This is a genomic window from Streptomyces sp. NBC_01171 (assembly GCF_045039805.1).
Lineage (GTDB): Bacteria > Actinomycetota > Actinomycetes > Streptomycetales > Streptomycetaceae > Streptomyces.
This window is the reverse complement of record NZ_CP108609.1, coordinates 6,067,723-6,091,946: the sequence shown is the minus strand read 5'-3', so window position 1 is coordinate 6,091,946 and position 24,224 is coordinate 6,067,723. Positions and strand designations below refer to the sequence as shown.

The 24,224-nt window shown below is 72.2% G+C and carries 28 protein-coding genes and 1 pseudogene; 10 read left to right on the top strand and 19 right to left on the bottom strand.

The annotated features are described in order from the left end of the window. Positions 1-38: 38 nt before the first annotated feature. The 4 genes from OG448_RS28170 to OG448_RS28155 all read right to left on the bottom strand — a co-directional run bounded on the left by OG448_RS28170 (position 39) and on the right by OG448_RS28155 (position 4,202). Complete coding sequence (locus OG448_RS28170; protein ID WP_405557943.1) at positions 39-911, bottom strand: prephenate dehydrogenase/arogenate dehydrogenase family protein; 873 nt, start codon at positions 909-911, stop codon at positions 39-41. Next, positions 908-2,989, bottom strand: a complete 2,082-nt coding sequence (gene pabB, locus OG448_RS28165; RefSeq protein ID WP_405557941.1) for an aminodeoxychorismate synthase component I — start codon at positions 2,987-2,989, stop codon at positions 908-910. Before pabB ends, OG448_RS28170 begins: the two co-directional genes overlap by 4 nt. Next, the gene (locus OG448_RS28160) at positions 2,986-3,288 is read right to left on the bottom strand and encodes a chorismate mutase family protein (protein ID WP_405557939.1); all 303 of its coding nucleotides are present in this window, start codon (positions 3,286-3,288) and stop codon (positions 2,986-2,988) included. The genes pabB and OG448_RS28160 overlap by 4 nt, the downstream gene beginning before the upstream one ends. Positions 3,289-3,458: 170 nt before the next feature. Then, on the bottom strand, positions 3,459-4,202 hold the full coding sequence (locus tag OG448_RS28155; protein WP_405557937.1) for an alpha/beta fold hydrolase: 744 nt from the start codon (positions 4,200-4,202) through the stop codon (positions 3,459-3,461). Positions 4,203-4,392: 190 nt separating this feature from the next. Here OG448_RS28155 and OG448_RS28150 point away from each other — a divergent pair, with 190 nt between their 5' ends. Next, a complete protein-coding gene (locus tag OG448_RS28150; protein ID WP_405557935.1) occupies positions 4,393-4,965 on the top strand; it encodes a Dps family protein in 573 nt (190 codons plus the stop codon). A 72-nt stretch (positions 4,966-5,037) separates the two neighbouring features. Here OG448_RS28150 and OG448_RS28145 read toward each other — a convergent pair whose 3' ends face one another. Then, complete coding sequence (locus OG448_RS28145; RefSeq protein ID WP_405557933.1) at positions 5,038-6,543, bottom strand: cryptochrome/photolyase family protein; 1,506 nt, start codon at positions 6,541-6,543, stop codon at positions 5,038-5,040. A gap of 255 nt (positions 6,544-6,798) precedes the next feature. After that, positions 6,799-7,284 carry a MarR family winged helix-turn-helix transcriptional regulator gene (locus OG448_RS28140; RefSeq protein ID WP_405557932.1) on the bottom strand — a complete coding sequence of 162 codons (486 nt, stop codon included), beginning with the start codon at positions 7,282-7,284 and terminating at the stop codon, positions 6,799-6,801. A gap of 161 nt (positions 7,285-7,445) precedes the next feature. On the opposite strand from OG448_RS28140, the gene OG448_RS28135 reads away from it, so the two are divergent. After that, entirely contained in the window at positions 7,446-8,594 is a 1,149-nt protein-coding gene (locus OG448_RS28135; RefSeq protein ID WP_405557930.1) for a PP2C family protein-serine/threonine phosphatase, read from the top strand. A gap of 71 nt (positions 8,595-8,665) precedes the next feature. On the opposite strand, the gene OG448_RS28130 is transcribed toward OG448_RS28135, so the two are convergent. From OG448_RS28130 to OG448_RS28120, 3 genes are read right to left on the bottom strand one after another with little or no spacing between them, the layout of a single operon-like run. Next, the gene (locus tag OG448_RS28130; protein ID WP_405557928.1) at positions 8,666-9,568 is read right to left on the bottom strand and encodes a MauE/DoxX family redox-associated membrane protein; all 903 of its coding nucleotides are present in this window, start codon (positions 9,566-9,568) and stop codon (positions 8,666-8,668) included. 23 nt (positions 9,569-9,591) lie between these two features. Next, positions 9,592-10,215: a cell wall protein gene (locus OG448_RS28125; protein ID WP_405557926.1), complete on the bottom strand. Its 624-nt coding sequence runs from the start codon at positions 10,213-10,215 to the stop codon at positions 9,592-9,594. 11 nt (positions 10,216-10,226) lie between these two features. After that, on the bottom strand, positions 10,227-10,649 hold the full coding sequence (locus OG448_RS28120) for a septal ring lytic transglycosylase RlpA family protein (RefSeq protein ID WP_217464128.1): 423 nt from the start codon (positions 10,647-10,649) through the stop codon (positions 10,227-10,229). Between the two features lie 231 nt (positions 10,650-10,880). Between OG448_RS28120 and OG448_RS28115 the strand changes: the two genes are divergently transcribed. Further along, positions 10,881-11,222, top strand: coding sequence for an STAS domain-containing protein (locus tag OG448_RS28115; protein ID WP_405557924.1), 342 nt, complete (start codon positions 10,881-10,883; stop codon positions 11,220-11,222). 80 nt (positions 11,223-11,302) lie between these two features. Next, positions 11,303-11,704 (top strand): ATP-binding protein, encoded by a 402-nt coding sequence (locus tag OG448_RS28110; RefSeq protein ID WP_051720121.1) that lies wholly within the window; start codon positions 11,303-11,305, stop codon positions 11,702-11,704. A 3-nt stretch (positions 11,705-11,707) separates the two neighbouring features. Here the strand turns inward: OG448_RS28110 and OG448_RS28105 are convergent, their stop codons facing one another. The 4 genes from OG448_RS28105 to OG448_RS28090 form a co-directional block, all read right to left on the bottom strand. Next, on the bottom strand, positions 11,708-12,127 hold the full coding sequence (locus OG448_RS28105; RefSeq protein ID WP_405557923.1) for an STAS domain-containing protein: 420 nt from the start codon (positions 12,125-12,127) through the stop codon (positions 11,708-11,710). Continuing rightward, on the bottom strand, positions 12,124-13,224 hold the full coding sequence (locus OG448_RS28100; RefSeq protein ID WP_405557921.1) for a B12-binding domain-containing protein: 1,101 nt from the start codon (positions 13,222-13,224) through the stop codon (positions 12,124-12,126). Before OG448_RS28100 ends, OG448_RS28105 begins: the two co-directional genes overlap by 4 nt. Next, on the bottom strand, positions 13,221-14,846 hold the full coding sequence (locus OG448_RS28095) for a PP2C family protein-serine/threonine phosphatase (RefSeq protein ID WP_405557919.1): 1,626 nt from the start codon (positions 14,844-14,846) through the stop codon (positions 13,221-13,223). The genes OG448_RS28100 and OG448_RS28095 overlap by 4 nt, the downstream gene beginning before the upstream one ends. Before the next feature lie 227 nt (positions 14,847-15,073). After that, entirely contained in the window at positions 15,074-15,301 is a 228-nt protein-coding gene (locus OG448_RS28090; RefSeq protein WP_030803872.1) for a DUF5133 domain-containing protein, read from the bottom strand. A 122-nt stretch (positions 15,302-15,423) separates the two neighbouring features. Here OG448_RS28090 and OG448_RS28085 point away from each other — a divergent pair, with 122 nt between their 5' ends. Next, positions 15,424-15,825 (top strand): PPOX class F420-dependent oxidoreductase, encoded by a 402-nt coding sequence (locus OG448_RS28085; protein WP_405557917.1) that lies wholly within the window; start codon positions 15,424-15,426, stop codon positions 15,823-15,825. A gap of 11 nt (positions 15,826-15,836) precedes the next feature. On the opposite strand, the gene OG448_RS28080 is transcribed toward OG448_RS28085, so the two are convergent. Further along, on the bottom strand, positions 15,837-16,034 hold the full coding sequence (locus tag OG448_RS28080) for a hypothetical protein (protein ID WP_405557915.1): 198 nt from the start codon (positions 16,032-16,034) through the stop codon (positions 15,837-15,839). 166 nt (positions 16,035-16,200) lie between these two features. Here OG448_RS28080 and OG448_RS28075 point away from each other — a divergent pair, with 166 nt between their 5' ends. Together OG448_RS28075 and OG448_RS28070 are read left to right on the top strand one after the other, a co-directional pair. Then, positions 16,201-16,773 (top strand): TIGR03086 family metal-binding protein, encoded by a 573-nt coding sequence (locus OG448_RS28075; RefSeq protein WP_405557914.1) that lies wholly within the window; start codon positions 16,201-16,203, stop codon positions 16,771-16,773. Positions 16,774-16,913: 140 nt separating this feature from the next. Further along, positions 16,914-18,575, top strand: coding sequence for a purine-cytosine permease family protein (locus tag OG448_RS28070; protein ID WP_405557912.1), 1,662 nt, complete (start codon positions 16,914-16,916; stop codon positions 18,573-18,575). Here the strand turns inward: OG448_RS28070 and OG448_RS28065 are convergent. Continuing rightward, the gene (locus OG448_RS28065) at positions 18,555-19,412 is read right to left on the bottom strand and encodes an NAD(P)H-binding protein (RefSeq protein WP_405557910.1); all 858 of its coding nucleotides are present in this window, start codon (positions 19,410-19,412) and stop codon (positions 18,555-18,557) included. The two genes, OG448_RS28070 and OG448_RS28065, sit on opposite strands and share 21 nt — an antisense overlap. Positions 19,413-19,501: 89 nt before the next feature. On the opposite strand from OG448_RS28065, the gene OG448_RS28060 reads away from it, so the two are divergent. Beyond that, positions 19,502-20,221: a TetR/AcrR family transcriptional regulator gene (locus tag OG448_RS28060; protein ID WP_405557908.1), complete on the top strand. Its 720-nt coding sequence runs from the start codon at positions 19,502-19,504 to the stop codon at positions 20,219-20,221. A 3-nt stretch (positions 20,222-20,224) separates the two neighbouring features. On the opposite strand, the gene OG448_RS28055 is transcribed toward OG448_RS28060, so the two are convergent. The 3 genes from OG448_RS28055 to OG448_RS28045 all read right to left on the bottom strand — a co-directional run bounded on the left by OG448_RS28055 (position 20,225) and on the right by OG448_RS28045 (position 21,974). After that, complete coding sequence (locus OG448_RS28055) at positions 20,225-20,770, bottom strand: pyridoxamine 5'-phosphate oxidase family protein (protein WP_405557906.1); 546 nt, start codon at positions 20,768-20,770, stop codon at positions 20,225-20,227. Positions 20,771-20,884: 114 nt separating this feature from the next. Continuing rightward, positions 20,885-21,418, bottom strand: a complete 534-nt coding sequence (locus OG448_RS28050) for a GNAT family N-acetyltransferase (protein ID WP_405557905.1) — start codon at positions 21,416-21,418, stop codon at positions 20,885-20,887. 166 nt (positions 21,419-21,584) lie between these two features. Continuing rightward, on the bottom strand, positions 21,585-21,974 hold the full coding sequence (locus OG448_RS28045) for a hypothetical protein (RefSeq protein ID WP_405557903.1): 390 nt from the start codon (positions 21,972-21,974) through the stop codon (positions 21,585-21,587). 76 nt (positions 21,975-22,050) lie between these two features. Between OG448_RS28045 and eno the strand changes: the two are divergent. After that, a pseudogene (gene eno / locus OG448_RS28040) lies at positions 22,051-22,191 on the top strand (phosphopyruvate hydratase); the annotation flags it as partial. A 229-nt stretch (positions 22,192-22,420) separates the two neighbouring features. Here the strand turns inward: eno and OG448_RS28035 are convergent. After that, complete coding sequence (locus tag OG448_RS28035) at positions 22,421-22,900, bottom strand: MarR family winged helix-turn-helix transcriptional regulator (RefSeq protein WP_405557902.1); 480 nt, start codon at positions 22,898-22,900, stop codon at positions 22,421-22,423. A 127-nt stretch (positions 22,901-23,027) separates the two neighbouring features. Here OG448_RS28035 and OG448_RS28030 point away from each other — a divergent pair, with 127 nt between their 5' ends. Beyond that, positions 23,028-24,224 carry an FAD-dependent monooxygenase gene (locus OG448_RS28030; RefSeq protein WP_405557900.1) on the top strand — a complete coding sequence of 399 codons (1,197 nt, stop codon included), beginning with the start codon at positions 23,028-23,030 and terminating at the stop codon, positions 24,222-24,224.

The window sequence follows — 24,224 nt, the reverse complement described above, 5'->3', positions numbered from 1 at the left end:
GGGACCTGTCGTCGCGGGCGGGACTCGGACGACGGGTCCTAGGGCTGTGCGAAGAGCCGGGCGCAGGTGTCGCGGTGGTGGGCGAGGTCGTCACCCAGGTAGGCGCGGAGTTCGCCGAGGAGGGCGGCGAAGTCGGCCTCGGTGCCGTGCTCCACGGTGTCGGCGACCCGGTGCACCGCCTCGGCCAGCGCCTTGCGGGCCGCCCCCGCCTCGGCGTTGGCGTGCTGGACGTCCCAGTACACCTCCGGCGTGCCGGAGGCGACGCGGGCCAGCAGGGCGAGCAGCGTGGTCGCGGGCGGCGGTGCGATCGGCCGCAGGTCGGCGGCCGACACCCCCGTACCGGCGAGCGCCAGCCCGAAGCCGAGGACGGCGGCGTGGGTGAGCGCCTGCGAGGCGGCGGCCAGCCGGTCGTGCTCGGCGGCGTCGACGCGTACGACCGTGGCGCCCCACTCCTCGATCAGCGCCAGCAGCGCGGCTACGCCGGGACCGTCGTGGACGACCACGGCGGCGACCGGCCGGCCGGCGAAGCCGAGCGCGGGCGCGAACATCGGGTTGAGGCCCACCGCCTGGACGCCGGGGGCGTGTTCCCGTACGGCGCGGGTGACGGCCTGCTTCACGGACAGCGTGTCGGCGAGCACCGCGCCCGGCGCCAGCGCCCCGGCCAGGCCGGGCAGCGCGGCGAGCGCCACCGGCTCGGGCACGGCGAGGACGACGAGGTCGGCCCGGCCGAGTTCGGCGGTGAGCGCCGGGCCGGGGTCGGTGATGTCGCCGCGCGTCCGGCGCGCCGCGCCGAAGACCGGGGCGTCGGCGGGGTCGACCACGGTCACCTCGGCGCCCGCCCCGAGCAACCGCTCGGTGAACAGCCGCCCCACGGCCCCGGCCCCGCCGACGACGACGGCCCGCCGGGTCACGGCCGGCCCCCGGACGGCGACGCGGAACCCAGCTCCAGAGCGGTGTCCAGCACGGCCGTCACCATCGCCCGCGACTTCACGACCGTCTCCTCGAACTCCTCCTCGGGGTCCGACAGCGCCACGATGGCCCCGCCCACCCCGAAGGCGACCCGGTCCGGCGTGGCGACGAGCGTGCGGATCACGATGTTGAGATCGGCGGCCCCGCTCAGCGCGAACCAGCCCAGCGACCCGGAGTAGACACCGCGCGGCCCCTCCTCCAGCCGGTCGATGATCTCCATGGTGCGCAGCTTCGGCGCCCCCGTCATCGAGCCGCCGGGGAAGGCGGCCCGGACACAGGACACGGCCGTCTCCTCGGGGCGCAGCGTGCCCCTGATGGTGGAGACGAGCTGGTGGACGGGCGCGTAGGTCTCCACGTGGAACAGGCGCGGTACGTGCACGGAGCCGACCTCGGAGACCGAGTTGAGGTCGTTGCGGATCAGGTCGACGATCATCAGGTTCTCGGCGCGGTCCTTCTCCTGGCTGAGCAGGTCCCGGCGCAGCTCCTCGTCCTCGGCCGGGGTGGCGCCACGCGGCCGGGTGCCCTTGATGGGCTTGGACTCGGTGACCCGGTCCGTGCCGACCGTGACGAACCGCTCGGGCGAGGCGCTGAGCACGGCGACGCCCTGGAAGTCGAGCAGCGCCCCGTACGGCACCGGGCTCAGCCGGCGCAGCCGCGCGTAGGTGGTGAGCGGGTCGATGCGGACGTCCATGACGACGGAGTTGGTCAGGCAGACCTCGTACGTCTCGCCCTGCCGGATCTCCTCCAGGCTCTGCCGGACCCGGTCGAGATAGGCGTCCTTGCCGTGCCGGAGCCGCAGGAGGGCACTGGCGTCCGGGTCGGTCATGCCGGTGAAACGGGCCGGGGTGTCCGGTGCGGTGCCGGGGGCGGGCAGGGCGCGCAGCCTCGCCTCGGTCTCGTCCAACCAGCGCAGGGCGTCGCCGTCCTCGCCGTCGGCGGAGAGGGCGAGCAGGTAGCTGACGCCCTCGCCGTGGTCGACGGCGAGCATCCGGTCGGTGAACAGCATGGCCGCGTCCGGGGTGGCGGACTTGTGCACGGCCTGGCCGCCGGTCTCGGCCTTGAGTTCGTAGCCGAGGTAGCCGACGTAGCCGAGGTTGAACTCGAAGGGCAGCCCGGCCGGTACGGGCACGGCGCGGGTGCGGATCTGTTCGTCGAGGTACTCGAAGAAGCCCTGCTCGACGATCTCGCCCTCGTCGTCGGCGCGGCCGGGGCTGCGGACGGTGACGCCGCCGTCGGACACCCGGTAGCTGACGTACTCGGCGAGCGGGCCGCGCCCGTCGCCGAGGAAGGAGAAGCGGGACAGGCCCTCGATGACGGCGCCGCTGTCCAGCCAGAAGCTGTGCGCGTCCCCGGCGAAGAGGGCGCGGTAGGCGGCCTCGGTGTCGGGCTGGAGGCCGACCCGGCGGGTGTGCACGGTGTACCGGGAGCCGCTCGCAGCGGTGGCCCGGTGGGCGAGCGCGAGGCGGCGGAAGTTGCGCAGCAGGTCGCGGCCGTACTCGCTGCTGATGGACTCGGGGTGGAACTGCACGCCCCACACCGGCCGGGACACATGCCGTACGCCCATGATCACGCCGTCCCCGGTCCAGGCGACGGCCTCGAGTTCGTCGGGCAGGTCGGTGGCGGCCAGCGAGTGGTAGCGGACCACGTCGAAGGGGCTGGGGAGTCCGGCGAAGAGGTCGGTGCCGTTGTGGTGGACGGCGGAGATCCGGCCGTGCATGGGCTCGGGCGCGAGGGCGACCGTGCCGCCGAACAGATGGGTGATGCCCTGGTGGCCGAGGCAGACACCGAGGACGGGCAGCCCGCTGTCGAGGATGGCGCGGGCGCTGATGCCGAAGTCCCGCTCCCGGTCCGGGCGTCCGGGACCGGGCGAGATGACGACGGCGTCGAACTCCTCCAGCCGCAGCGCGGACCAGTCGGCGCCGTTGCGGACGACGACCGGCGGCCGTCCGTTGACCTCGCCGAGCAACTGGTAGAGGTTGTAGGTGAAGGAGTCGTAGTTGTCGATGAGCAAGGTCCTCACGACGAACCTCCGATCACCCGGTCCTCGACGCGGCAGGTCTCCTCGATCACGAGGTCGTACAGCTTCCGCAGGAACTCCCGGTCGATGCCGTGCCGTTCGCCGTAGCGGGCGGCCCGCTCCTGGACGACGCCGATGCGGTGCGGCTGCATCATCGGCACGTCGTGCTCCCGCTTGAAGTGGCCGATCTCCACGCACTTCTCGATCCGGGCGCGCAGTTGTTCCAGGAAACGTTCGTCGATCGCGTCGAGCTCCGCCCGAAGGCCCTCGATGGTGACGCCGGCTGTCGGCCTCTCCCCCATGGCTGCCCCTCCCGCCTGTCCACGGTCCGAATGTGCCCGCCACCGGGCTCGGCCCGCCACCGGCCCGATAGCTCGGATCACCGCAGTGCACACAGTGCGGGGATCGATACGGGGGCAAGCGGGACATCTCGGCGAGCCCCGGAGGCAGTGCGGAAGCCGTGCGGGAGGGGTCAGACGCGCAGGAACGCCGGCGCCCCTGGCGCGGTGGCCTCGGCGACCGTGCCGTCCTTCGCGGGGTGGTCGCGCAGCAGGTCGGCCACGATCTCGGTGGCGAGCCGGTGCCAGGTGGGCAGGCGGCGCAGCATGGCGTGTTCCGCCCCGGTGATCATGATCATTCCGGCGTGCGCGCCGGCCGTGCGGGCCCGCCGCACGAAGTTCACGGAGTCGTCCGCACCGGTGATCCGGTCGGCGTCGCCGTGCATCACCACCAGCCGCTGTCCGCGCAGGTGGACGGCGGGTTCGGCGGCGGGCAGCCAGGGCGCGAGCGCCAGCACTCCGCGTACGGCCGGGTGGGCGGCCGCGTGCAGGGCCGCCCGGCCGCCCATGGAGTGGCCGACCAGCACGACGGGCAGCGGGCCGAACCTGTCGTGCAGTTCGCCGAGGGCGCGCAGCACGTCGTCGGCGGCGGCCCCGCCGTTCCAGCCCCGGTGCCGGTAGCGCACCTCACCGAGCACGATGCCGTCCGACGGCAGCCCTGAGGCGACGGCGCGCAGCACTGGGCGCATGCGCAGCGCGGCGAGATGCCAGGGCCGGCTGACGGAGACGTCCTCGGCCCGGCCGCCGTGCAGGGTGAGCACGGCGGCCTTCGGGGACTTCGGGGCGTACCGGACGACCAGCGCGCTCTCGGGGCCCTCCACGCCCTCGCCGCCCTGCTGGTGCGTCGTCTCGTCCGGGCCGTCGCTGTGGACACTCACGCGGGGCGCCTTCCCTTCGGGCGGTCGTACGGGATCGTCACGTGGAATCCGTAGCCGCTCGGCCTGCGGCTTGGTCGGAGGGGCCCGTTCCGCCTACTGCGACGGGCGGGACAAAACCACGTCTGAGAGGGTCGGACCGGGGCACATGTGCTCAGGCAAGGACTTCTCACCGTGATGACAGAGGTGAACCATGACCAGCCAGACCAAGGATCTGACCCCCGAGTACACCGTTCCGGGCCTCGAGCGTGAGGCGGCCGGCAAGCTCATCGGTCTGCTCCGCCTCCGTCTGCACGCGCTCAACGACCTCCACCTCACGCTGAAGCACGTGCACTGGAACGTCGTCGGACCGCACTTCATCGCCGTGCACGAGATGATCGACCCGCAGGTCGACCAGGTCCGTGAGATGGCCGACGACGTGGCCGAGCGGATCGCCGCCCTCGGCGGTGTCGCCCAGGGCACCCCGGGCGCGCTGGTGTCCGAGCGGACCTGGGACGACTACTCCATCGGCCGGGGCGATGCCATCGCGCACCTCGCCGCGCTGGACGTGGTCTACACCGGCGTGAACGAGGGCGTGCGGGCCGCGGTCAAGGAGGCGGGCGAGATCGACCCCGCCACCGAGGACCTGCTGATCGGGCAGCTCCGCGACCTGGAGCAGTTCCAGTGGTTCGTGCGGGCGCACCTGGAGAGCGCGCGCGGCACGCTCGCCACCGGTGACGTGCACTCGGAGAAGGAGGCGGCCGCCAAGGGCGCCGAGGTGAGCTGAGCCGCCGGTACGGAATTCGCCGCGCGCCGCTGCCCCTCGTGGGCGGCGGCGCGCGGCGTTTCCCGTGTCCGGTCAGGGCGGCGCGTCGCCCCGGTCGTGCGCGGTGCGCAGGACCTCCTCCACGTCACTGAGGCGGTCCAGGCCCTGTACGGCCCGCGACGTCCGGTTGTTCGCGGCGAGCAGGTCGCGGTGGCGGTGCACGAAGGCCCAGTAGCCGGTGGTGTACGGACAGGCCCGCTCCCCGGTCCGGTCACCGGGTTTGTAGGCGCAGCCACCACAGAAGTCGCTCATGCGGTGGATATAGGCCCCACCGGAGGTGTAGGGCTTGGTGGTCATCCGGCCGCCGTCGGCGTACTGGGACATGCCGACGACGTTGGGCAGCATCACCCAGTCGTAGCCGTCGACGAAGCAGCGGTGGAACCAGTCGGTGACCGCGCGCGGCTCCCAGCCCTGCTGGAGCGCGTGACTGCCGAGCAGCATCAGGCGCGGGATGTGGTGGGTCCAGCCGGTGTCGCGCACCTGGGCCAGGGCGGTCGACAGACAGCGGGCGGTGACCGCGTCGGCGTCGAGTTCGAGGAACCAGTCGGGCAGCGGGGCGTGGGCGCGCAGGGCGTTGTGGTTGCGGTAGTCCTCGCCGAAGTACCAGTAGAGCTGCCACACGTACTCCCGCCAGCCCGCGACCTGCCGGACGAACCCCTCGGCGCTGGAGATGGGCGCGTCGCCGGCACGCCAGGCGTCCTCGGCGGCGGTGACGACCTCGGCCGGGTCGAGCAGGCCGAGGTTGAGGGAGGAGGAGAGGAGGCTGTGGCTCATCACCGGGTCGGCGGCGAGCATGGCGTCCTCGTGCGGGCCGAACCCGGCGAGTCGGTGCCCGGTGAACCGGCGCAGCGCGGCCAGCGCCTCCCGGCGGGAGGCGGGGAATCGGCGCGGACCGTCCCGGCCGACGAAGGTGATGCCCTCCTCGCGCTCCCAGCGGTCGAGGTCGGCGCGGACCTCGTCGTCGATCTCGTCCTCGCGGGGCCGGTAGGGCTTGGGCGCGCCGAGGGTGCGGGCCCCCTTGGGCGGGGGTTCGCGGTTGTCGTGGTCGTGGTTCCAGCGGCCGCCGGCCGGTTCGCCGCCGTCCATGAGGAGGTCCAGCTCACGGCGTACCCAGTGGTAGAAGTCCTCCTGGCGCAGCCGGTGTCCGCCGCGTCCGTCGGCCCAGGCACGGAAGGTGCCCTGCGGGAACAGGAAGCCCCGGGCGGGCAGCACGCGCACCTGCTCCAGTGAGCGGACCAGGCCGAGGGCGGCGCGCGAGGTGGGGTGATGGACGGTGACGCGGCCGGTGCCCGCCGCCTCGCGGAGGCCCTGGCGGTAGGTCTCGGCGCGGACGTACCGGGCGCGGTCACCGAGTTCGGCGGCCCGGTGGCGCATCGCGGAGAGCATCAGGTGGGCCTTGGCCCGGTGGAAGCGGCGGCGGCGGAAGACCGAACGCGCCTCGATCAGCACCACGGGGGCGTCATGGGCGGGTCCGTCCGGGCCGGAGGTGAGGAAGTGGGGGCCGAGCTGGTCTCCGAACAGCCAGTGCCGGTCGGTCATCGCGGCCACTCCTCGATCGGTGCTGGAAGCGGCGGGCCGCGCAGGTGGGGGTGTATCCATGTGGCGTCGATCTCATGGCCATCGGGTGAAACACTTGCCGTTTGACAACTATGACCATGAACCAAGAAAGTATCCGGTGTCACAGCAGGAGGGGAAGGATCTGGGATGTCCCGGTCGGCGGAGGCCGCGCCGTTCGCCGGTCACCGGTCGCCGGTCACGATCCACGGCAGCCCTGGCGGCGCCGGCTCGGCTCGCTCAGGCGGTTCGGGTGCCGGAGGACTGGTCGTACCCGTGTATCTGTTCCGACGCGACCGCGCAGAACGCCTCCAGCCCGGTGAGCAGGGCGCTGCGGTCTCCGGACGACATCCGCTCCAGCACCGAGCGCAGCGTCTCCTCGCGCCGGGCGCGCAGGTCCGTCAGGAAGGCGCGGCCCCGGCTGCTGAGGTACAGGCGCACCTCGCGCCGGTCCGTGCGGCTCAGCTCGCGCTCGAGAAATCCCGCCGCCTGGAGCCGGTCGCACAGGCGGCTGGTCGAGGGCGGGGTGGAGGCAAGATGGTCCGCGAGAGTCCGCAGGTTGATGCCCTCCTGGTGCTCCAGAATGAGCAGTACGCGCAGCTGGGACGCCGAGGCGGGAGCCGTGGAGGCCCGACCCCACAGGACTTCCAGCAGTTCCGCGGCCGTAGAGGTCACACGCGCGACTTCGACGGGCTCTGGGCGGGGGTGGAAGTTCGTCACAGTCACACTCTCGCAGGTACGGGGACGACCCACAGCCTACTAGCAGGCAAGACGGTCCGGAATATCGAAGAAGACGGCACGCGGCGTCCACCACTCGGCCCATCGCGGGGCGGTCGCAGCGTTCTTACGGGTGAGAGATTGGCATACCTACGATCGTGAACAGATTCATGGCTGTCGAGCGGGCGTTGCGCACGGCACCTCCCTACGCCCTGGCCGACACCGTCCGCCGGGAGCTGGCCGGGCTCTACGCCGCCGAGGCCGTGGAGTTCCTCGTGGCCGATTACGGCCTCACCATGCTCCAGCCGGTGACCACGCCGCCGCACGCGCTGCCCCCGGTCTCCCTGCGCAACGGCCCCGCGGGCCGTGCCTTCGGCGCGCAGGAACCCTTCCTGGAGAGCCTGGCCGACCACCGGATGCGGGTCCAGTTGCCGGTCACCGTGCACGGGGACCGGCTGGGCGTGCTCACGGTGACCCTGCCCGACACCGAGGACACCCGCGCGGCGCTGCCCGAGCTGGCGGAGATCGCCCAGGTGCTGGGGCACGAGGTGCTGGTCGCCGACCGCGAGACCGACCTGTACCTCCAGGCCCGGCGGCAGGACCGGCTCACCCTGGCCGCCGAGATGCAGTGGCAGCTCCTGCCCGGCCACTCCTGCTCCCTGCCCGAGTTCGACCTCGGCGCCCAGCTCGAACCGGCGTACGCCATGCACGGCGACAACTACGACTGGTCGTCCACCGACGACCGGCTCACCCTGTACGTCTCCAACGGCATGGGCGAGGGCATAGAGGCCGCGCTGCTCACCAACCTCGCGGTCAACGCGCTGCGCAACGCCCGCCGGGCCGGCATCCCGCTCGCCGACCAGGCGGCCCTGGCCGACCAGGCGGTGTACGCCCAGTACCGGGGGCACCGCTATCTGTCGGTGCTGATGCTGGACTTCGACCTCGCCACCGGCCGCACCCGGGTGGTGGACGCCGGGTGTCCGCAGTTGCTCCGGCTGCGCGACGGCGCCGTGGAGCGCATCGGCTTCGAGGCGCAGTTGCCGCTCGGCATGTTCGAGGAGACCGACTACGTCGCGCAGGAGCTCCAGGTGGAGCCCGGCGACCGGCTGGTCTTCGTCAGCGACGGCGTGTACGCGGTCGCCTCGCCCAAGGGTGAGCCGTACGGGGACACGGCGCTGACGCGGGCCATCCAGGCCACCAGGCTGCTCCCGGCCTCGGAGGTGCCCGGAGCGGTGCTGCGCGAGCTGGCCGAGCATCGGGGCACCCCGTCGCCGGACGACGACGCGCTGGTGGTGTGCCTGGACTGGCACGGCCGCTGACGGCCCCCCGTTTCACGCGCCGGCCCGGTGTGACCGCCGTACCCGCACGGCGGCCGCACCGGGCCGCTGCCTCACTCGACGAGGCGCAGCGAGCGGCGGGCCGGGGCCGCGCGCAGTTCCTCGGCGGCCACCGGCACCCCCGTGTCCGCGTCGACGTAACTGACGCGGATCACCGGGTCGCCGGGCGTGTCGCGGCCGGCGGTGGCGTCCAGGGCGAACAGGACCGCCACCGGGCGGGCCGCCTCTCCCTCGCCGTGGACGCCGGAGTAGTGCAGGATGCGCCAGCCGTCGCTCTCCCAGTGGTCCAGCAGCGCCGAGCGCACCACGGGTGACGTGGTGTGCCAGGCCAGTGAGTTCTCCAGCAGTTCGACGCTGGCGGCCACCGGGACCTGCTGCGCCCCGCCCCCGCCGGTCAGCGGGTGACCGAACACGCGCAGCCGGGTGCGGCGCAGCGGCAGCAGCCACCAGCGGTCCAGGTCCGCCGAGAGGGCGAACAGGACCAGCGCGCCCCCGGCCAGCAGGACGGCCGAGGCCACCGGCCGGTCCCCGAGCGCGCCCCACCAGGTGCGGCGCGCCCCGGCCGCCGTGAGCCCGCCCGCCAGGACGAGCGCGGCGCGGGCGAAGGCGCGCCAGGTGACCGGCGTGTCCTCGCTCGCGGAGCAGCCGCAGGACGCCTGAGGGGCCCGCACCCGGCCATAGCCGAGATAACCGAGGAATCCGGCCCCGAGGACCGCGGTGGCCGACCCTGGCAGCGCGCTGCCAGGTGCCGCCAACAGGGCGCCGGCCAGGAGCAGTTCGACCCACCCCGTGGCACGCAGGACCAGGACGGCCCGCTCGCTGCTGCTCAGCAGGCGGGCCAGCGCGGTCTTCGGCGCCGTACGGACGACGTCCGGGCCGAGGGCTTTGACCGCGCCGGTCCAGGCGAGCAGCCCGGCGAGGAGGAGCGGGAGGAGTCCCGTGGTCAGTGACAGCATCTACGCCTCTCCCAACGTCCGGTTCAGTGCCCGACGGAGATACGGACGACGTCCACGGAGTCGTCGGACGGCCGCCAGGCGCCCAGCACTTGGGCGCTCTGCCCGATGCGCAGCCGGGACAGGTCGGAGGTCAGTCCGCGTCCGGCGTAGGAGGCGCCGGTGTCGGTGAGGATGTTGCCGACGACCTCGTGCTGCCCGTGGGCGAGGTGGACCCGGTTCCTGGCGATGCCCCGGATCGTGGTGTCGAGGTTGACGATGTTCACCCAGACCGCGTCGGCGGCCACCGTGCCGTCGGGCATGGGGACTCCGCGCGCGTAGAGTCCGTCGCCGACCTCGATGACTTCGGCGGTGGTGGGACGCACCTTCCACACGCTGGTGACGTTGGTCATCTGCACCCGCGCGTGGCCGCCGCTGGAGCCGGCCACCTCCAGCACGCTGCCGGTGATGCCGGTGATTCTCCCCTCCACGAAGGAGGACTTGGCGATGGCCGGGTCGAGGGAGGGCTCGGCGGCGAAGGCCGCGTCGGCGTCGAGTCCGCCGAGCGCGCTCGCCCCGACGATGGTCGCGCCGCCGAGGGCGGCGGTGGTGAGGAAGCGGCGGCGGCGCATCCCCTCGGACGGCACTCCCGTGGTGTTCCGTGCGTTCATGTCGGGCCTCCTCACTCGTAGATGTAGACGGGGAGCTTGCCGGAGCTGAGGTTGCCGATCGCCGAGAAGGCGGCCGGGGTCAGGTCGAGCACGCGGTTGGTGCGGCAGGCGCCGTTGCAGCAGGTCGCCTCGCCGCACCAGTCCTTGGTGCGGGGGCCGCAGTCGGTGATGGTGATGCACACCGTGGCGCCGGAGCACTGGTGCCGGACGTTCATCACCGAACCGCAGCCGCGCCGGGGGATGTTCTCGCCGCAGAGGTCGGGGCGAGTGATGTTGAAACACGCCGCCGAGGCGTTGGGCCAGGCGCCGTGGTGCGCGCTGGACTGGCAGTTGCCGCAGGCGCCGCCACCGGCGCTGCCGCAGGGCCCCCATGAGTTGCCGCAGCAGAACCAACTGGTCTCACCGGCCCAGAGGCTGGTCGATCCGCAAGCCATCGTGCAGTCCTCCCTTATTGCAGGTACATGACAAACCTGGGATGGGTTGGAGCGATGGAGCGCTCCCATGATGCGCGCGTCTACGCGGGTTGCATAGAGCACGCGCACGACCTCCCAGCGTGATGTGTCCCGGCCGAAAACCCCCTGGACTGTGACGCGGTGGACCCCGTACGGCACCATGGACCCATGGTGAACCGCGGTCAGACGTTTGAGGAAGTGATCCCCCCGCCGGTGGCGTACTCGCGAGCCGACGGAGAACTGTGGGTCATCGGCCTGCGCGGCCACCTCGACCCCGAGGAACTGGACACGGTGGAGGACGCCACCGAGGACGCCCTGGTCCGCTGGACCGGGCCGCTCGTGTTCGACCTGCGGGAAGTCGGCTTCTGCGACTCGTCGCTGCTCAACCATCTGCTGCGTACGGCGCGGCGCCGGAGCGTCGGCATCTTCGGCGGTGACGGGACCGTACGGCGCCTGCTCGAACTCACCGGAGCGGACCGTCTGCTGCCTTCGCACCCCGACCTGGAGTCGGTGCGTGCCGCCCTGTCCTCGCTGCCGCGTCAGGCGCGGCCATGAGCGGCTCCGTCCCGCTTACCGGCGTGCACCGTCCGGACGCGGGCACGCGCAGGGAAAGCACGCCCGCGCGAAAGGGGCTCATGTTCACCGCACACTCCCAGGCATCGTCACCGGCCGACGCCCGTCGGCTCGCGGCGGCGTACCTGGATGCGCACTGTCCCGGCGCGGACGCGGAGGCGGTGCAGATCGTCGTGAGCGAGCTGGTCACCAATGCCGTCCGGCACACCCCGGACGGCACGTGGTCGCTCGTCCTCAGACTGGAGGAGGGGCAGCTCATCCTGGAGATCACCGACGACAGCCCCGAGCTGCCGACCCCGCGCCCGGACCCGCCCCTGGACGGCCGAGGGGGCCTGGGGCTCGGACTGGTGGAGAAGCTCAGCGACCACACCGCCGTCGCGCCCACCGCTCGGGGCAAGACCATCACCGCCTGGTGGAAGCTGCCCACCGGTCACCACGCGGAGCGGCCGGCCTCGGAGCGCTGAGGCTCAGGACGAGGTGGACTCGGCCTCGCCGGTGAGTTCCCCGCCCGGCGCGACGGTCCCGGCGGTGCCGTCCGCGCGGGCGGTGAGGTACTCGGCGGTGCCGGTGAGCGCCAGCATCCGGATCAACTGCACCGGCCGGTGCCGCAGGTTCAGGGTGACGCCCGCCGGATGGGTCCGGCGTCGCAGCGTGAGCAGGGCTGCCAGCCCGCTGGAGTCGAGCAGGCGCAGGCCCGCGCAGTTCATGTCCAGCTCGCGCAGGGCCGGGCCGTGCTCCGCGGCGTGCGCGTCCAGCGTGGTGCCGACCACGTCGAGGAATTCGTCCCCGGACTCGAAGTCGAGGACGCCCTGGAGCGTCAGACGTATCGTGTGCGGGTCGACGGCCTCGACGGTGACGGAGAAGCCGACGGGCTGGTGGAGGGTCATGCGGTCTTTCCTGGGCCGGGGCGGGGTCGGGGGGCGGACGGCGCGGGGAGGGCCTCGGCGGCCGCCTTCAGGAAGCCGAGGGCGCGGGGGAAGTCGCGCAGCTCTCCCGCCAGGATGTCCAGCCCTGTCCGCAGGCTGTGCGGGGGCACGCGGCGGGCCTGGAGGATCTCCGCGGTCCATGTGACGAAGCCGGTGAACAGCTCCGCGTCGTCCACGTAGAGCGCGGTGGCCAGGAAGTCCACGATGTGCGCGAGGTCCTCGGCGGTGCGCTCGCGCTGCGCCTCGGTGTACGCGCGCATGACGGGCCAGTGCTCGTCCAGGGCCGCGACGGACTGCCGGACGAGGGCGGACCGGTTGCCCTTGATCAGGGTGTATTCCTGGTCCGCGAGGTGGGGCAGGTCGTCGATCTGCTGCCGCGTCGTCGGCTCGGGGCGGACCAGGCCGTCGGCCAGCAGCGCGGCGGCGGCGCGGGCGTCGGGGGCCCAGGCGTCGGCGCCGATCAGGCGGGCGTAGCGGCCGTCCTGGCCGAAGGCCGCGCCGCCGACCATGACGGGGATACCGACGGACTGCACGGCCGTCACCGCGATGTGCGCGCTCGGCAGGTGCAGGGGCAGCGAGGCCGAGAGCAGCGTGGCCGCCGGGTTGGTCGCGTGCAGGTGCGCGATCAGATGGGGGGTGGTGGTGTGGGCGCCGAGGAAGTCCACCTGCCAGCCGCGCCCGGTGAGCACCTCGGCGAGCAGCCGGGCGGGCAGCACATGCCATTCACCGTCCACGCAGGCGACCGTGACCCGGGGTCGGGCCGGCGCGGAGGCCGGTGCCGGGACCCGGTGGGCGAGGGCGGCGACGACCCGGTCGATGATCGCGGTGGCCGCGTGCTCCTCGGCGACGCTGATCCGGTCGGCGGCCCACTCCGTACCGACCCGGCGCTGCACCCCGCCGAGCACCTCCAGCAGGAGGCTCTCCCGGCCCGCTCCCGCGTCCGCCGCCGCGAAGACCTCGCGAACGGCGGCCGACTCGTCCCCCGCGATCACGGCCTCCCACACCCGCTCCGACAGTTCCGCGCGCTCCTTCACCGCCGCGCCGGTACCGGTGGTCATCGACGGACCGCCTTGTGCCGGACCGCGGTGCTGTAACGGCCTTTGACGGCGTGCAGGGCGCCGTGGCCGCCCGCCGGGTTGGTGATGGCGAGGCTGGCCATGTCGTCGTGCCGGCCACCGCCCAGCCACTGCGCCGCGAGCATCTGCACCCGCTCCACCACCGCTTCCGCGGGCATCCGGGCACACGGGCCGAGGGCCGCCCGCAGCCGCTCCTCACCGAAGAACTGGTCACCCAGCGGGCCGCCGGAGGCTTCGGTGATCCCGTCCGTGTAGAGCAGGCAGGTCTCCCCGGGCGCCAGCGACACATGGGCGCTGCGTGCGGTGACCTCGGGCATCGCGCCGACGAGCTGCCCCTGGGTGGGGGCCTCCTCCACCCGGCCGTCGCTTCTGATGATCAGCGGCGGCAGATGACCGGCGCTGGTCAGCCGGAGCCGGACGTGGCCCGAGCGGCGGGTGACGGACGCCAGTACCAAGGTGGCGAACCGGGTGTGGTGGGAATCGAGCAGCGCGCCGTTGAGCAGGGAGAGCACCTGCTGGTGGTCACCGGACAGCGGCAGCAGCGCGTGCAGGACGCTACGGATCTTGCCGGTCAGGACGGCGGCCTCCAGCCCCTTGCCGGCCACGTCGCCGAGGACGACGAAGGTCTCCTTGTCCGCGTCCGCGCCGGGATGGACGTCGTAGAAGTCGCCGCCCACCCGCTCGTGGTCCCGCGCCGCCCGGTAGGCACCCGCGTATTCGACGCCGTGGACGCGCTCCAGGCGCGGCGGCAGCAGTTCACGCATCAGGGTCGTGGTGATCGAACGCTGTTCGGCGTACAGGCGTGCGGCCGAGAGCGCGACACCGGCCCGCGCCGCGAACAGACGCGCGAAGACCTCCTCACCGTCCGTGAACGCCTGATGCGTGCTGGAGCGCAGCAGGATCAGTACGCCGGCGGGCACACCGTGGCCTGGCAGCGGGGTGACTATGACCGAGCCGATCGGGCCGTCGAAGCCCTCGGGGACGGCCCAGTCGGGCAGCTCGGCCGGGTCGATCCAGCGGGCGGGGACCGGCGGGAAGCCCTGGAGGGCCTCCGCGAGTCCGGCGACCGAGCGCGGGTCGACCGGGAGCATGGTCTGGGTGACCTCGCCGCCCGCCTGCGCGTAGGTCAGCGGGTGGCGGCGGCCCTGGGCGGGGGCGACGATGATCGCCGCGTCCGCGAGGTGGCCCGCGGCCATCCGCGCGGTCACCGTCATGCACCGCTCGACGTTCAGCGAGGACAGCAGGGCGCTGGAGACCTCGGCGAGCAGGGCGGCGCGTTCCCGTTCGCCGCGCAGCGCCTGCTCGGCGAGGCGGCGGTCGGTGTCCTCCAGCAGCCACCACACCACGGTGCCGTCGTCGCAGGCGGAGGGGTACGCCTCGAAGCTGCGGCCGGCCACCTCGCCCGAGACGGCGTCCACCGGGGTCCCCGCCGAACGCAGCGCGCGGTCGGCGGCGGCCAGCCAGGCCGGCATGGCCGCCGCCGTGACGGAGTCCCCTGCCACAAGCGGTATCAGGCGGCGTGCCGCCTCGTTCGTCTCCACCAGCGTCCCGTCGGCGCTGATCACCAGTACGGGGCAGGGGGCGTTGTCCCACGCCGTGGCCACGCCGGTGCCACCGGCGTGCGGACTTTCGGGTGTACCCGGAGAAGAAATCACAGTCGGGAGCGCGAGCGTGCGCTCCACCACCTCTCTGCAGATCGAGAACGTTTACCGATGACAACGGTCTCGCATCCACCGGCCACGTGCAATGCCTGACAGATTTCCGCACATATTCACCACACCCAGCGCAAATCGCCCTCTTGACCGGCCGACTTCGATGTGCGCGGGGGGGGTCAGGCGGGCAGGAGGGAGTCGTCCTGGGGGCGCGCGCCGGGCAGCCGGTGGCGGGCGGCGATCAGTGCCGCGTCGATGTCTCGGGTACCGGTGGCGACGCACAGGGTGTAGGCGATGTCGTCCATCCGCTGCCGCACTTCGGCGCTGCCCTCCTGGGCGTGCAGGATGCGCAGCGCGTCGTACTGCTCGATCAGGTTCTGGAGCACGGCGGGGTGGGCCATCAGCATCTCGGGTTCTCCCTCTGACCAGCTATCACATGGGTCCTACACCGGCCCGGTTACCCTGAGCCTCTTCAGACACACCTGCGTTTCTTCACCCGATCGCCCCCCGTCCTACCGGAGATCTCCCCGTGCCCGTACCCCTCGGTGACGATCTGCTCGCGCTGCTGCGCCGCGCCAGCACCTGCTACATCGCCACGACGATGCCCGACGGCTCGCCCCAGCTCACCCAGACCTGGGTGGACACCGATGGTGAGCACGTCCTGATCAACAGCGTGCGGTCCCACCAGAAGACCCGGAACATCGCGCGTGACCCGCGGGTGGCCGTCGCGGTCTCCGACCCCGCCGACCCGTCGTCGTACACGCAGATCCGCGGCCGGGTGGTGCGGGTGACCACCGAGGGTGCGGTCGATCACATCGAGGCACTCGCGCAGAAGTACCTGGGCGGCCCCTACCCATGGTTCGGCGGGCGGGACCAGGTGCGCGTGATCTACGTCATCGAGCCGGAGCGGATCAGCAGCCCGCGCGGCTGATCTCGTAGGACTCAGGCGGCTTCGGTCTCGGCTTCGCCCTGGCCGGCCGGGGCGAACGTCTGCCCCCGGCCGCCGTGGATCAGGCGCAGATGGCGGCCTCGGGCGTGGCGGGGCGGTTGCGGCGCCCGCGCCAGCCAGTCCTCGGTACGGTCCATCCCGTACAGCAGCATGGTCACGACCGGCAGCAGCAGAATTGCGACGATGGCCACGGTGGGGGCTCCTCCCCGGCAGACGGCTCTGTACGGATGCCCGCCGCGCGTCCGGCCAGCGGGCGGCCCCTGTGGAGATGCGGTGCCCTTCCGGTGCCCCCTCGCCTGAGTGCACGCCCGGCGGTTTCTGCGTACGCCGCCCCGCGCGCATCCCTAGGGTGGAGCGATGGCGAACTCAGTCTCTTCCCTGATCGACAACGCCGTCCGGGCCACGGCTCCCGTGGTGGACGGCATCACCGACGAGCAGCTCGGCGATCCCACGCCCTGTTCCGCGTACGACGTGCGCGCCCTGCTGAACCATCTCTTCCACGTGGTCACCAACTTCCAGAAGCTGGCCGTCGGGGAGCGCGCGGACCTGGCCTCGGTCGGCGAGTATCTCGACGAGGGCGACTGGCGGAGCCGGTTCCGCGAGGAGGGGGCGCGGCTCGCCGGGGCGTGGGGGGCGCCCGGCTCGGAGGAGGGCATCTCCCCCGCGATGGGTCTGCCGCAGCGCACGCTGGCGTACATGGTGCTGGGCGACCTGCTGGTGCACGGCTGGGACCTGGCGCGGGCCACCGGCCAGGAGTACACCCCGGACGAGGCGACCGTCGAGGAGGTGGCCCCGGAGCTGGAGAAGATCGCGCCGATGGGCCGTAACGCGGGGGTGTACGCCGAGGCGGTGCCGGTCCCGGCCGGGGCGACGCGGTTCGAGCGGCTGCTCGGGGACACGGGCCGGGACGCGAGCTGGTCGCCGAGCTGACCGGCGTCGCGTAACGGGCCGTTCACCGGGGGCGGGACTTCAGGGAAACAAGCGATTCGTAGCCTGGCCCGCCGGCCTCCGTCCGGCAGCGACGCCGGACGGGGGTCTCCCCCCGGTACCCGTACGGAGAGAGGCGTGGCATGAGCGCGACAGAGTCACGACCGACGGCAGAAGGGTCGGCGAAACCGACCACGAGCCAGGCGACCAAGGAGACGCTGGAGGACTACACCCTCCGCTACGCGCCCCGCAGTTACCGCCGCTGGACCCCGATGGTCGTGGCTACCACGGCGCTCGGCGGCATCGCGTACATGGCCGACTTCTCGATCGGCGCCGGCATCGGCCTGGCCCACGGCACCGGCAACGCGCTGGTCGCCATCGCGGTGGCCGCCGTGGTCGTCTTCGTCACCGGCTTCCCGCTCGCCTACTACGGCGCCCGCTACAACATCGACCTGGACCTGATCACCCGCGGCTCGGGCTTCGGCTACTACGGCTCGGTCCTCACCAGCGTCATCTTCGCCAGCTTCACCTTCATCTTCTTCGCGCTCGAGGGCTCGATCATGGCCCAGGGCCTCCGGCTCGGCCTCGGACTCCCCCTGTGGCTGGGCTACTTGGTGTCCACGCTGATGGTGATCCCGCTGGTGGTCTACGGCATGAAGGCGCTGAGCAAGCTCCAGGTGTGGACGACGCCGGTGTGGCTGGTGCTGATGGTGGGGCCTCTGGTGTACCTAGTCGTCACCGATCCGGGCACGGTCGACCGCTTCCTCTCCTACGCGGGCACCGACGGCGACGGCGGCGTGGACACCGCCTCCGTGCTCCTCGGCGCGGGCGTCTGCCTCTCGCTCATCGCGCAGATCGGCGAGCAGATCGACTACTTGCGCTTCATGCCGCCCAAGACCGAGGCGAACAAGCGCCGTTGGTGGACGGCCGTGGTGATGGCCGGGCCCGGCTGGGTGGTGCTCGGCGCGCTGAAGCAGGCGATCGGTGTGTTCCTCGCCGTCTACATCCTCGCCTCGGTCGGCCCGTCGGTCGCACCCGAGCCCATCCAGCAGTTCAAGGGCGCCTTCGACGCGATGCTGCCGTCCTGGCTCGTGGTGCCGCTGGCCGTGGTGCTGGTGGTGATCAGCCAGATCAAGATCAACGTGACGAACGCCTACTCCGGCTCGCTCGCGTGGACCAACTCCTTCACCCGGCTCACCGGGCGCTACCCCGGCCGCATGATGTTCGTGCTGGTCAACCTGGGTTTCGCGCTCGCCCTGATGGAGGCCGACATGTTCAGCTTCCTCAACGGCATCCTGGGCTTCTACTCCAACTGCGCGATCGCGTGGGTCGTCACCGTCGCCACCGACATCGGCGTCAACAAGTACCTGCTGAAACTCTCCCCGCACGCACCGGAGTTCCGCCGGGGCATGCTGCACGCGGTCAACCCCGTGGGCGTGGTGTCCTTCGTCGCCGCGTCCGGGCTGTCCATCGCGATGTACTTCCACGCCTTCGGCGACACCCTCCAGCCGTACTCTCCCGTCGCCGCCGCCGTCATCGCCTTCGCCCTCACCCCGCTGATGGCCGTGGTGACCAGGGGCCGGTACTACCTGCGGCGCACGGACGACGGCATCCCGGAGCCGCTCCTGGACGCGGACGGGAACCCCTGCGGCACGGTGTACGACTGCCACGTCTGCCACCAGGCGTACGAGCGGCCGGACGTGGCGGCGTGCGCGACCCACCACGCCGTGGTCTGCTCGCTGTGCCTGAGCACGGACCGGGTCGGCGACCATGTGCTGCCCGCGTCAGGCCAGTTGATCGCGTAGCACCGCCTCCAGCCCCACGGGCTCACGGCCGATCAGGGTGGTGAGGGCCGGGTCCTCGGCGGCGAACTCGCCGGCGCGGGCGGCGGTGAAGACACCCATCAGGCCCTCCACCCGGTCGGCGGGGACCCCTGCCTCCGCCAGGTGCCGCCGGAACGCGTCGTCCGGCAGCGTGGTGCGGGTGAAGGGGCGCCCGGTGACATCGGTGGCGAGGGCGGCGAGGTCCTCGAAGGTGAGCGACCGGGTGGCGGTGAGGGGCGGGGTGGGCCCGTCGTAACGGCCCTCGTCGGCCAGGATCGCGGCGGCGGCCTCGGCGAGGTCGGCGTGGGCGGTCCAGCTCACCGGGCCGTCCTCGGGGAGCGCGACCTGTCCGGAGTCGAGGGCGGGGCCGAGGAACTGGAGGGCGCTGGCGGCGTAGAAGCCGTTGCGCAGCGAGGTGTACGGCACGCCGCAGTTCCGCAGGAGGCCCTCGGTGGCGGCGTGGTCGCGGCAGGCCTGGAAGTGCGAGTCGGGGCTCGCGGCCATGTGGCTGGTGTACAGGACACGCCGGGCACCCGCCTTCACGGCCGCCTCGATCGCGGTCCGGTGCTGCCGCACGGCTTCGTCACCGAACTTGTCGACGGAGACGATCAGCACCTGGGTGGCGCCCTCGAAGGCGTGGGCGAGGCTGCCGGGGTCGGTGAAGCTGCCCTCACGCACCCGGACGCCCCGCGAGGCGAGGGCCTCGGCCTTCTGCGGGTCGCGGACGCTGACGCCGACGCGGTCGGCGGGGACGCGGTGGAGTAGGCGCTCGACGGTCTGGCGGCCGAGTTGGCCGGTGGCGCCGGTAACGATGATCACGGTGTCCTCCTCTGGATGTTTCCACTGGAACCACTTCAACGGTAACACCGATATTTCCTGGGTTATCGTTCGCCCGGTACCGTTGGAACATGCAGAGTGGCGCCCCTGAGGGAACAGCGACCGGCGAGGCCGCAGGCCGGGAGAAGACGCGGCAACGGGTCATCGAGGCGGCGATCGGCCTGCTGGAGCGGGAGGGGCGGGAGGCGGTGACGACGCGGGCCGTCGCGGCCGCGGCGGGGTTGCAGCCACCGGCGATCTACCGGCTCTTCGGCGACAAGGAGGGCCTGCTGGACGCGGTGGCCGAGCACGGCTTCCACGCGTTCCTGGCCACCAAGCACGGGGCGCCGGAGCCGGAGGACCCGATCGAGGGCCTGCGCGCGGGGTGGGACCTGGCGGTGGAGTTCGCCGTGGACAACCCCGCGCTCTACGCCCTGATGTACAGCGAGCCCAGCCGGGCCACCTCGGCGGCCTTCCGGACCGGGATGCGGATGCTGAAGGAGCGGGTGCACCGCCTCGCCCTCGGCGGCTGGCTCCGCGTGGACGAGGACCTCGCGGTGCTGGTCATCCACGCCACGGCGCGGGGTGCCGCCCTCACCTGGCTGTCCCTCCCCGAGGAGGCCCGGGACCCCGCCCTGCTGAGTACCCTCCGGGACGCCATGACCGACGCCGTGACCGACCCGGAGCCGGCGGTACGGGACACCGGCCCGGCAGGAGCGGCCCGCGCCCTCCGCGCCGCCCTGCCCGAGCAGACCATCCTCAGCGGGGCGGAGCAGCAACTCCTCCGGGAGTGGCTCGACCGCCTCTCCTGACGCTCAGAACGCCCACCGCGTGTGGGTGAAGAGGCCGCCCTCCCGCCCGAACCCGTACGCCGTGTCCGGCTCCACGGCGAACACCACGGCCCGCCCGGTGCGGAACGCGTCCCCGATCCCGCGGAAGGTGCCCTCGGGCGAGGTGATGTGCGCCCCGTACTTCGCCTCGTAGGCGGCGATCACCTCCTCCACCTTCGCCGGATCGGTGACCGGTTCGGCCATTCCCTCGACGATCAGGTCCAGCCCCTCGGTGAGGGAGTTCCGGCCGGTGGTCAGGGCGCAGTGCGCGTTCTGCGCGAGGTTCTTCGCCTTCTGTTCCTCCGGCCCGGTGGAAAAGTACAGCACCCCGTCGTGCCAGGCGGCGATGACGGGGGTGACGTGCAGCCTGCCGTCGGGGCGGACGGTGGAGACCCAGAAGATCTCGGCGTCCTCGATGTGGCGTTGGGCCTCGGGCCAGGGGGTGGGGGTGGCGTTCTCGGCGCCGGGGCGGGGGTGGAGGGCGGAGCTGTAGCGGGGGTCGAGGTCGGTGGTGGGCTCGGGTGTGGGCATGGGGGTCTCCTTCCGTCTGCCAGGGGTAACGAGGATCAGCCGGTGTCGGTCGCCGCCATCTGGGCGAGGGGCGTCGCAAGTTGGCCGCCGTCGTCGCCGCTGTCGAACATGGGCTCAGTCAGCGAGCGGGGCCCGCCGGCCGAGCCACTGATCGGCGTCCCACGCCCGGAACCGCTCTACTTCGATGAACCCCAGCTTCGCCGCGAGTCGCATGGAGCCGGCGTTGGCGGTCTGGGTAGCGAGCACCACGGCCTCCCCGGGCAGGACACCGTCGAGCCAGTCGAGTGCCGCCGCGCACGCCTCGGCGGCGTACCCGAATCCCCATGCCCGTGGCAGGAACAAGTAGCCGAGATCGACCTTCCCCACGGCAGCGGGACTACGGTGCTCAGTCGCCCTCCTGAGCAGAACCTGACCGATCATCGCCCCGTCGAGGTCAACGACGAAACTCCCGGACCGCAGCCCGGGCACCTCGGGCATCTCCCGCTCAAGCTCGTCACGCGGTCGGGGGCCGCCGAGATAGGTATGCACCTCCGGCGAGGCGTACAGCTCGATGAACGTCGCACGGTCCCGGGCCTCGGGCTCACGCAGCACGAGCCGCTCGGTCCTGATCGGTGCGGGTGGCCAGGCAACAGGTCCGAGATCGATCATGTCGGCCAGCCAACCAACAGGCTCAGGGACGGTCAAGACTCGCGGACACTCTTGCTCATCAGCCCCCTGAGGTGTCCAGCGCCAGGTGAGGCCGGCGCTTCGGCACCGCCCACCGTCCGGCCGCACGAAAAGCCCTCGCCCGCCCCGGATGATCAATTGTGGGCGGTCAGGCCTCGCGGTCGACTTCCGGGTGCGTGAACCGCACGGGCTTGCCCAGCGACCGGGCGTAGGCGATTTCGGCGCGGGTGCTGTCTCCGATGTAGTCGCCGACCACGAGCACCTCATCAGCGAGCCGGATCTTCGCCCGGTGCAGATCGTCCAGTCGGACCTTCAGCGCCTCGGCCTCGCCAGGATCGGACCAGAGTTCGTGCGGCGACTTCATGTCGCAACCCGGCTTCACGACAATCTTTCCGGCTTTCGTCTCCCGCAGATCGGCCTCGGTCATCTCGGTCATGAAGCGGGTGGAGCCGCAGATCACGACGATACGCGGGAGGCTCAACAGCTTCTTGGCGTCGGCCAGTTTCTCCTCGGGGGTGAGCGGCTGCGGGTATGACACTGGTTCCTCCTGGTGGTGTGGTCCAAGGGGTGCCTGCGGAGACAACCTGGCAGGCGGGGCCGACTACGGCTACTGCGCCAGCGACTCCACGGGGGTGAGCGACGAGGGCGGCTTCGCGCCCGCCCCGCGTACCGCCGAGGAGGCACTCGAGTTCTTCCATGACGGCGCCTACGACTACACCGGGGAGGGCGTGCGACGGGATTTCGCGCGGGAGGCCGCCGGGCCCGCCCGGCCGGTGGTCGCGGACGTCACCCGGGACGAGCTGGTCGAGATCGTGCGCAGACTCCTTGCGGCCGACCCCGACAGTGATCACTACCTGCGGCTCCTGAAGGCGAACACGCCCCACCCCCGGGTGAGCGACCTGGTCTTCCACTCACCGGGCGCATGCGCGGAGTAGATCGTCGACGAGGCAGTGAATCACCGGGCCTTCGCCCTCTGAAGCCCCCTCATCCCTCGTCCAACCGCCCCAGGTGTGCTGTCACGTCATCCACCAGCCGCCCCAACAGCCGCCCCAGGTCCGCCCGTTCCTCGTCCGACCAGTCCGCGATCGCCTCGGAGAACCAGCCGACGAGCGAGGCCGCGTAACGGTTGGCCGCCTCGGTGCCCTCGGAGGTCGGCTCGATGAGGCTGGCGCGGCGGTCGTGGGGGTCGGCCACCCGGTGCACCAGACCGCGCCGCTCCAGCCCCTGCACCTGGCGGGTCACATGCGGGCCCACGACCTGCATCCGGTCCGCGATCTCGCCGATCCGCAGCGGACGGTCCGCCATGTGCAGGGTCATCAGCACCCCGACCGCCGGGCGGTCCAGCGCCAGCCCGGCGGCCTCGGCCGCGCGCTCGGTCAGCCGGCCGCGGTTGACGGCGTTGCTCAACTGCGCCAGCCGGGGCACGACGGCGAGCACATCGGCCGAAGGCGACTCTGCGTTCACATCAACTCCATTTGCATACCTGAGTTAGGTATCTATATGCTCCAGCAGGAAGGACCTCGGGAGTCTCCCATGCCTCCCAAAAGGATACCTAAGGTACGCATCTTCGCCGTCCCGGAAGGACCCCGCCGTGAACCACTCCGCGCGCCGCACCGTTCTCGTCTCCGGCGCCAGCATCGCCGGTCCCGCCCTCGCCTACTGGCTCGACCGCTACGGCTTCGAGGTCACCGTGGTCGAGAAGGCCCCAGCAGTCCGGGGCGGCGGCTACGCCATCGACATCCGGGGCACCGCCCGCGAGGTCGTCGACCGCATGGGCCTGCTGCCGCGCCTGCGCGAGGCACACGTGGACTCGCAGCGGCTCTCCTTCGTGGACACCGAGGGCGCCCTGATCGCCGCGATCCGCCCCGAGTCCGTCACCGGCGGCACCGAGGGCCAGGACCTCGAGGTGCGCCGGGGCGACCTGGCCGACGCCCTCCAGACCCCGATCCGCGACCGGGTCGAGTTCCTCTTCAACGACTCCATCGCCACCCTGGACGACCGCGAGGACCGGGTGGACGTCGTCTTTGACAGCGGCACCCGCCGCTCGTTCGACCTGGTCATAGGCGCCGACGGGCTGCACTCCAACACCCGCGGCCTGGTCTTCGGGCCCGAGGAGAAGTACCACCGCTACCTCGGCCACACCTTCGCCGGCTTCACCCTCGCCAACGACTTCGGTCTGGAGCGCGAGGGCGTCATCTGGAACGCCCCCGGCCGGGCCGCCGTCCTGTACGCCCATGAGCCGAGCGACCGGATGCACGGCTTCCTCACCTTCACCCAGGAGGTGCCGCCCTTCGACGCCTTCCGGAACCCCGCGGCGCAGCGGGAGCTGGTCGCCTCCCGGTTCCCGGAGCAGAGCTGGCACGTCCCCCGGCTGGTGGCCGCGATGCGGGAGGCCGACGACCTGTTCTTCGACGTGGTGAGCCAGATCCACATGCCCGCCTGGTCGTCGGGGCGTGTGGCGCTCGCGGGCGACGCGGCCCACGCCACCTCGTTCCTGTCGGGCCAGGGCTCCAGCGTCTCCCTGGTCGGCGCCTATGTGCTCGCCGGTGAGCTGGCCGCGCGGGCCGACCACTCCGAGGCGTTCGCCGCGTACGAGCGGATCACGCGGGACTTCGTGCAGAGCAACCAGGCGCTCGCCACCACCGGCGGCACCTTCGTGACCCCCACCACCCAGGAAATGCTCGACGCCCGCAACGCCGCCCTGCGGGACGCGGCCTCGCTCACCGCCGACGAGGGCCGCGCCGCCCACACCGGTCTGGTGCTGCCGGACTATCGTCACCTGGGCTGA